The following is a 7785-nucleotide window of genomic DNA, read 5'->3' as shown; positions in this document are numbered from 1 at the left end:
TCTGAAGAACAGTGAGACATGCAGGCCTGCCAGGAGATCAGGTTCCTGGCTGAACAGGGAGCGGGATGAACAGGAGGGAATTCTGAGTGGAGATGCATCCCACTGTGGCTGCCTTCCTCATCGGTGGAGGGGGCAGGTCATCTGCGGGAACTGGAGGATGAGATCGGCAAGAAGATCGTTATCAAGGGGAGTGACTCCTCTCACCTGGAGGATGTGCAGGTAAAGGCCCTCCATAGCAGGGAAGAGATTGCTGCCCTGTCAGCACCTGTCAAGGCCGGGGAGATCCTGGAGGTGGAGGTGGAAGAGGCGCATGCCACAAACCCAAAAGACGGGATCGCCCGCATTCAGGGCTATATTATCGATATTGAGGATGGCAGCGACTGCATCGGCCAGAAGGTGGCGATCAAAATCGATAAGGTATACCGCACCTGCGCAAGAGCACGTATAATTGAGAGGTGAAAGATGAGAGGTGGGAGGCGGGAAGAAACCACCAATTAGCTTGACATCAAGGGGTTGAGGTGCTAAAATTCCGTTGTGACTGTTTCATAAAAAAACGCTCGGGAAGGGTTGATAAAGTGCACTTTAAGGATGCCACCCTGGGTTCCGGCGAAGGAGGAAATATTGTGTTTGCAATTGTAGAAACCGGTGGTAAACAGTATAATGTCCGCAAAGGGACAGTACTGCGAGTAGAAAAGATCGAAGTCGCTGAGGGAGATCAGGTTGTGCTGGACAAGGTTCTGGCGGTAAACAGCGATGGGGAGTTTCAGGTAGGAGCCCCCTATGTATCTGGGGCACAGGTGACAGCCCGGGTTCTCAGACAGGGGAAGGCCAAAAAAATACTTGTTTTCAAGTATAAGCCCAAAAAGAACTACCGCCGCCGGAAAGGTCACCGGCAGCTATTTACAGAATTAATGGTAGAGGAGATCTCCCTGGGACAGCAGGATGAACCTGTGGCTGCAGCGGAGTGATAGAGCTTTACAAGGATGATTAGTGCCACATTTTTTGAAAATGAAAATGGTGAACTGCGAGGTTTCCTGGTCAGGGGGCATGCGGGATATAAAGCGGCAGGTGAAGATATAGTCTGTGCCGGTGTTTCGGCTCTTGTCCAAACAGCGGCAGCAGGTTTAGAACGCTTTCTTTCCAGGGCACCTTTGATAGAGGGCTGTACCAAAAGTTTGAATGATGTGTTCGTGAAATTGATACTGCCTGATGATTTAACAGCAGAGGATACAAGAACCGCCCGGGTGATCCTGGAAACCATGGAGCTGGGAATGCAGGGAATCTCCGGAGGCTACGGAAAATATCTTGAAGTGAGGAGGTACCGCAAAAATGATAACTTATAAGTTTGATCTACAGCTGTTTGCAACCAAAAAGGGTGTAGGCAGTTCCCGCAACGGGCGGGACAGCGAGTCCAAGCGACTGGGTGTGAAGAGGGGTGACGGACAGTATGTCACAGCCGGGAACATTATCATCCGCCAGCGGGGAACCAAGTTTCACCCTGGTTGGAATGTAGGCCGCGGCAAAGATGACACCCTGTTTGCTCTTACCGATGGCTATGTCAAGTTTGAGGCAAGGGGTAAAAACAAGAAGCAGGTCAGTATTTATGCTGAAAGCGTCTAATATCGATAAGCAGTAAGAGCTCCCCTGGCCTTCGGACCAGGGGAATTTGTTATTACCCGTATTATAGCGGGCTTGTGAGGTTAAAGAATGTTCATTGATTACGCAAAAATTTATGTAAAAGCAGGGGATGGGGGGAACGGCTGTGTTGCCTTCCGCCGTGAGAAGTATGTTCCTCATGGCGGCCCCAGCGGTGGAGACGGCGGAATGGGTGGTAATGTGGTGTTTACCGCTGACCGCAACCTGCACACCCTGATCGATTTCCGCTACCGCAAACACTATAAAGCAGAGCGGGGAGAACACGGCCGCGGGAAGAATCAGCATGGCAAAAACGGGGCGGATCTGATTGTGCGGGTTCCTCTGGGGACTGTTGTCCGTGATACTGAAGGCAGATTTTCTGTCGATCTCAAAAGACATGGGCAGCAGATCATCGTCGCCCGGGGTGGAAAGGGAGGGCGTGGCAACGCCCGCTTTACCACACCGAAGCTGCAGGCGCCGCGCTTTGCGGAACGGGGGGACCCCGGGGATGAATGCATGCTGGAATTAGAGCTGAAACTCCTGGCAGATGTTGGTTTCATCGGTTTCCCCAATGCAGGTAAATCCAGCCTTCTCAGCCGCATCTCAGCGGCGCGTCCGAAAATAGCCGGCTATCCTTTTACTACTCTGAATCCGGAATTAGGTGTTGTGCAGGTAGGCGACAGGAGCTTTGTGGCGGCGGATCTCCCTGGGATAATAGAAGGGGCTCATACAGGTGCCGGGCTGGGACACCGTTTCCTGCGCCATGTAGAGCGTACCAGGTTGCTTCTGCTCGTTGTCGACACCGCCGGTACCGAGGGGCGGAATCCCATAGAGGATGTGGAGATTATCCTTCGGGAATTGAAGCTTTATAAAGAAGAACTGGCGGGGAGGCCCCTGGTGGTGGCTGCCAACAAGATGGATCTCCCGGAAGCCGTAGGTAACCTCTCTTCTCTGCAGCAGAAGTTTCCGGAACTGGAGATCTACCCAATTTCTGCAGTAACCGGGTCCGGGGTACAGACACTGCTCTATGCCATCTCCGGTAAACTGGAAGAGGAAGTGGTAGAAGAAGAGACAGAGCCAGCGGAGGATATGCGGGTAGTCACTGCTGACCGCTTACAGGAGAAGGACTTTGACATTACCCTACTCAAAGACGGTGTCTTTCTGATTACAGGAAAAGGCATTGAGCGGTTGGTGAACCGGCTGGATCTGAACATCCCGGATGCGCTCAGCTATTTTCAGCATATGATGCGTGTGATCGGGATCGAGAATGCCCTGCGCTCAGGTGGAATAAAAGTCGGAGACACCGTCAGGATCGATGATTTCGAATTTGAGTGGCAGGAATAGAGATAGATAAACATTTGAGATGTGAAGGTGAGGGTGCAGGAATTGCTGACAGGAAAACAGAAAAGGTATTTACGGAGCTTGGCTGCCAAGATGACTCCCCTTCTTCAGGTGGGCAAGTCAGGGATCAGCGATAATGTAATAACCCAGCTGGATGATGCCTTGACAGCACGGGAATTGACCAAGGTGCGGGTACTGCCCAACTGTCCGCTTGAGGCCAGTGAGGCTGCTTCCATATTGAGTGAGCGGACACAATCAGAGCTTATACAGGTGATCGGCCGGAATGTGGTTCTCTACAGGAGGGGGAAGGAGCCGAAGATAGAACTACCAGATTAGTGGTTGGTGGTTGGCCGTTGGTTGTGGAAAAGGAAATACGGTTAAGAGATGGACAAAACAGATTGTCTATTGCCTGGTAATCGAACTACTGATTCGAAGCAACTCCTGAACACATCCGACCTCCGATATTCGGCTTCCGACTTCTGTTATCAGGGTAGCCGTTGGTCGTTGGAAATAAGATGGGCAAGCGCGGCAAAGTGATGTAATGTTTCGTTTTCGTGACTCCCGGAAAATGGATCAGGAGAACCATCCCCTTGATCCAACGCGGGACGCGAGAACCGTCCCCGCGTCTCACGTCTTGGGGGAGAATGGAGAATTGTTGATGTGCGGTTGTGAACGAGCAAAAGTGAAAGAGGCACGCCGGATTGTTGTGAAGGTTGGGACGAAGATTATCTGCGGGAGCAGGGGTCAGCTCGACCTGCGGCGCGTAGAAAGTCTGGTGCAGGATTTGGCAGCCCTCTGGGAAGAGGGCAGGGATATCATACTTGTCAGCTCTGGGGCGATCGGTGCCGGGGTGGGAAGATTGGGGCTTTCGCGCAAGCCCAGGACGATTCCGGAAAAGCAGGCAGCAGCTGCTGTGGGTCAGGGAATCCTCATGCAGCACTATGAAACATTTTTTACTCCCCATCGGGTAGTTGTCGCCCAGGTGCTCCTGACCAGAGAGGATATTACGGATCGTGAGCGCTACTTGAATGCACGCCATACCCTGCAGTCACTCCTGGGCTTTCGGGTTATCCCTATCGTCAATGAGAATGATACAGTGGCAGTGGAAGAGATCCGCTTCGGGGATAATGATACCTTAGCGGCCCTGGTGGCTTGCCTGGTAGATGCCGATCTGTTGATTCTGCTCACTGATCTTGATGGCTATTATACAGCTGATCCACATAAAAACAAGGATGCTGAATTGATCCCGGAAATTTATGAAATTACACCGGAGATCGAGGCTGCTGCCGGTGGGTGTGGTTCCGCATTGGCTACAGGTGGGATGGAAACAAAGATCACGGCAGCAAAGGTCTCCATGCAGGCGGGGATACCCCTGGTTATTGCCAGCGGGATGAGAAAAGGAACACTACAGGCAGTTTTAAAGGGTGAGCAGACAGGAAGCCTTTTTGTTCCCCGGGAAGACAGGATGAAGGCACGCAAGCTCTGGATTGCCTTTGGTTCTCCGGTACAGGGGACATTGGTTGTGGATGCCGGGGCTGCCGGAGCACTCTTAAAAAAGGGGAAAAGTTTGCTGCCCAGCGGTATTGTCAGTGTCGAGGGATCCTTTACCACCGGTAATGTTGTCAGTATTGTTGACCCTGCGGGGCAGGAGATCGCCAGGGGTATCAGTAATTATAATGCTCAGGCGCTGCAGTTGATCAAGGGACAGAACAGCCGGAAGATCAAAGAAATATTGGGTTATCATGACTATGATGAAGTGGTGCACAGGGATAACCTTACGATTGTGTTAGATAACGGTACTAGAGAGGAGGTCTAGCAATATATGCTGGAAAACCAGATGAGGGAGATCGGAGAGTCAGCAAAAAAAGCCTCATATATACTTGCAGGGGTTTCTACTGAGGTCAAGAACCAGGCTCTCCAGGCAATGGCCAGGGCACTGGAAGAGAGGGTCGAGATGATTATCGATGCCAACCGGCAGGATATGGATGCCGGTAGGGCAAAGGGACTGAGTGACGCTCTGCTGGACCGTTTGCTGCTGACTCCGGAGCGCATCAAAGGGATGGCTGAGGGACTGCGGGAGCTTATTGGTCTTCCTGACCCGGTTGGTGAAGTAACCAACATGCGCACAAGGCCGAACGGCTTGCGGGTGGGGAAGATGAGAGTGCCCTTGGGTGTGATCGGGATTATCTATGAGGCGCGTCCCAATGTTACTGTGGATGCTGCAGGGCTCTGCCTCAAGGCGGGAAATGCAGTGGTGATGAGGGGTGGTTCTGAGGCCTTTCATTCCAACAAGGCTTTGGCTAATGTGATCAGTGCCGCGGCTACAAGTTCCGGGATCCCTGAAGGAGCAATACAGCTTGTTCCGACAACGGATCGGGAGGCAGCCAACATGATGATGACCATGAACGAGTATATCGATGTCTTGATTCCGCGGGGAGGGACAGGCCTGATCAAGGCAGTGATCACCAATGCTACAGTACCTGTACTGCAGACGGGTATCGGCAACTGCCACACCTATATTGAAGAAGATGCTGATCTTGATGCAGCCCTCAAGATAGTTGTGAACGCTAAAATGCAGCGCCCTGGTGTGTGCAATGCCATGGAGACTCTTCTGGTTAATCACAGGGTGGCACAGGAATTCTTGCCTCAAATGGCAGCTGTATTTATTGAAAAGGGAGTGGAGCTGCGAGGATGCAACAAAACCCAGGAGATTATCCACTGCCTGCCGGCATCAGAAGATGATTGGGGAACCGAATACTTAGGTTTGATTTTGGCAGTAAAGGTGGTCGAGGATTTAGAAGAAGCGATCACACATATCAACAGCTACGGTACTAAACACTCAGAAGCCATCATTACAAACAGCTATCAGAAGGCCTCTCTCTTTGTACAAAGGGTTGACGCTGCTGCTGTTTTTGTCAATGCCTCAACTCGCTTTACAGATGGGCACCAGTTTGGTTTTGGGGCAGAGATCGGGATCAGCACCCAGAAGCTGCATGCACGGGGGCCAATGGGCATAGAGGAGCTTACATCCAGTAAGTTTATTATTCTCGGGGATGGACACGTCAGGTCATAAATAGTTTTAATAAAGAGGGGTAGGAACGCACTCATGAAGGAGCAGCGGATTGGGATACTGGGCGGCACATTTGACCCCATTCATTACGGACACCTGGTGGCGGCTGAGATAGCAAGGGAGAAATATTCCTTAGAGCAGGTCATTTTTGTGCCAACAGGTATTCCACCCCATAAGGAACCAGATATAATAACAGACTTCTGGCACAGGCACCTGATGGTTGTGCTTGCTATATTGGGAAACCCTTATTTTAAGGCCAGCCGCCTCGAGTATGAGCGCGGCGGAGTTACCTATACAGTTGATACAATGCGCCAGCTGCGCCAAATTTATGGTGAAGAGACTGAACTTTATTTTATAACAGGTGTTGACACTATTCTGGATGTCTTCGGTTGGCGAGAGCCGGAAGAGCTGTTTTCCCTGTGTAAGTTTATTGCTGCCGCACGTCCTGGATATGATCTGCGAATTGTAAAAGAGGTTTTTGGGAAGTATTATCATAATGTAGTGGGGTTCCTGCAAATGCCTCAGATGGATATATCATCCTCAGGTATCCGCAGGCGTATTCAGGAGGGTAAGTCGATCAAATACCTGGTTCCTGAGGCGGTTGAGGACTATATTAAACAGCAGGGGCTTTATTCTTCTGATATAAAACCCGCGCCCGCGGGTTGGTGAATAGGCTGGGAGCCGATAGCTATTTTCGAGTGCAGATAAGAACTTGCTCTGTTCTTTGAGAATAGTATGCAAAAGGTATAGGTTAAGGGGGTTTTGGAAGAACGGCTGGAACTGGGTCAAAGATGCAAGAATATGAATCAATATTAAGAGGTAATTTAACAGAGAGCAGGTATGACCATGTTTGTGCTGTCAGTACCTGTGCAGGTGAACTGGCTGATCTTCATGGTCTGGATCGGGGAAAGGCGGAACTGGCAGGTCTGCTCCATGACTATGCGCGGGATCTGCCTGCTGATGATCTGTTGCGCATTGGGCGGGCGAGGAAGCTGATCACCTGTAAAATTGAGGAGCAGCTTCCTGTTTTGCTGCACGGGCCTGTGGGAGCTATACTGATTGAGGATGAACTGGGCATCAATGATGCACAGGTGCTGGAGGCTGTTGCTCTGCACACACTTGCAGGCCCAGCTATGGGTAAGCTGGCTCAGGTGATCTATATAGCTGATCTGATAGCTGAGGGGAGAGACTTCTCAGCAATAGGATACCTGCGAAACACTGCCAGGGAAAATCTTAATGAGGCACTGCTGGAATGCATTGCTTCTACCATTGGTTACTGTTTGGAAAGGCGATGGATTATCCACCCCCAGACGATTGAGGCGTGGAATTTTTATTCTTATGGTAACCGAGAGGAGGGAATTTAAAGATTGGATTACGGCCAAGAAAGGGCCATCAGTGCTGCACAAGCAGCCGCCAGGAAAAAGGCGCTTGATATTGTGGTTCTCGATTTGAAAGGAATCTTTCCGGTAGCAGATTATTTTGTGATCTGCAGCGGGCGTAGTACTGCTCAACTTGCGGCAATTGTTCGGGAAGTCGAGGATGAGCTTAAGAAATCCAGTGATGGATCTTACCGCAGAGAGGGCAGCCCCGAATCAGGATGGATTTTGTTGGATAACGGTGATGTTGTTATTCACATTTTTAGTGAAGAAGCTCGAAAATTTTATGATATTGAACATTTATGGGGTGATGGTAGGGCAATATTGGTTAATTCATAAAAAATAATCGGATGGCAAAGTCGA

Annotated in this window: 11 protein-coding genes; all 11 read left to right on the top strand. The window is 50.7% G+C overall.

Features of this window, described 5'->3' with window-relative positions; genetic code table 11:
- Positions 1 to 123 precede the first annotated feature (123 nt).
- Positions 124 to 459 carry a TRAM domain-containing protein gene (locus SSCH_RS04930; RefSeq protein ID WP_044664502.1) on the top strand — a complete coding sequence of 112 codons (336 nt, stop codon included), beginning with the start codon at positions 124 to 126 and terminating at the stop codon, positions 457 to 459.
- Between the two features lie 164 nt (positions 460 to 623).
- Complete coding sequence (gene rplU / locus SSCH_RS04925; protein ID WP_044664507.1) at positions 624 to 968, top strand: 50S ribosomal protein L21; 345 nt, start codon at positions 624 to 626, stop codon at positions 966 to 968.
- Between the two features lie 15 nt (positions 969 to 983).
- Positions 984 to 1343: a ribosomal-processing cysteine protease Prp gene (locus SSCH_RS04920; protein ID WP_044664501.1), complete on the top strand. Its 360-nt coding sequence runs from the start codon at positions 984 to 986 to the stop codon at positions 1341 to 1343.
- Positions 1330 to 1620, top strand: a complete 291-nt coding sequence (gene rpmA / locus SSCH_RS04915) for a 50S ribosomal protein L27 (RefSeq protein ID WP_044664500.1) — start codon at positions 1330 to 1332, stop codon at positions 1618 to 1620. The genes SSCH_RS04920 and rpmA overlap by 14 nt, the downstream gene beginning before the upstream one ends.
- Positions 1621 to 1707: 87 nt before the next feature.
- Complete coding sequence (obgE, locus tag SSCH_RS04910; RefSeq protein ID WP_044664499.1) at positions 1708 to 2979, top strand: GTPase ObgE; 1272 nt, start codon at positions 1708 to 1710, stop codon at positions 2977 to 2979.
- Positions 2980 to 3000: 21 nt separating this feature from the next.
- Positions 3001 to 3312, top strand: a complete 312-nt coding sequence (gene yhbY / locus SSCH_RS04905; protein WP_332306900.1) for a ribosome assembly RNA-binding protein YhbY — start codon at positions 3001 to 3003, stop codon at positions 3310 to 3312.
- Between the two features lie 322 nt (positions 3313 to 3634).
- Positions 3635 to 4792: a glutamate 5-kinase gene (gene proB, locus SSCH_RS04900; RefSeq protein ID WP_044664498.1), complete on the top strand. Its 1158-nt coding sequence runs from the start codon at positions 3635 to 3637 to the stop codon at positions 4790 to 4792.
- A gap of 6 nt (positions 4793 to 4798) precedes the next feature.
- Positions 4799 to 6049 carry a glutamate-5-semialdehyde dehydrogenase gene (locus tag SSCH_RS04895; RefSeq protein WP_044664497.1) on the top strand — a complete coding sequence of 417 codons (1251 nt, stop codon included), beginning with the start codon at positions 4799 to 4801 and terminating at the stop codon, positions 6047 to 6049.
- Between the two features lie 33 nt (positions 6050 to 6082).
- Positions 6083 to 6715, top strand: a complete 633-nt coding sequence (gene nadD / locus SSCH_RS04890) for a nicotinate-nucleotide adenylyltransferase (protein ID WP_044664496.1) — start codon at positions 6083 to 6085, stop codon at positions 6713 to 6715.
- Positions 6716 to 6837: 122 nt separating this feature from the next.
- Positions 6838 to 7410, top strand: coding sequence for a bis(5'-nucleosyl)-tetraphosphatase (symmetrical) YqeK (gene yqeK / locus SSCH_RS04885; RefSeq protein WP_044664495.1), 573 nt, complete (start codon positions 6838 to 6840; stop codon positions 7408 to 7410).
- Between the two features lie 3 nt (positions 7411 to 7413).
- Entirely contained in the window at positions 7414 to 7761 is a 348-nt protein-coding gene (gene rsfS, locus SSCH_RS04880) for a ribosome silencing factor (protein ID WP_044664494.1), read from the top strand.
- The last annotated feature ends 24 nt before the right edge of the window (positions 7762 to 7785 follow it).

Source organism: Syntrophaceticus schinkii (assembly GCF_000946815.1).
Classification (GTDB): Bacteria; Bacillota; DSM-12270; order Thermacetogeniales; family Thermacetogeniaceae; genus Syntrophaceticus; species Syntrophaceticus schinkii.
The sequence above is the reverse complement of the archived record's forward strand: the minus strand, read 5'-3'. Positions and strand labels throughout refer to the sequence as shown.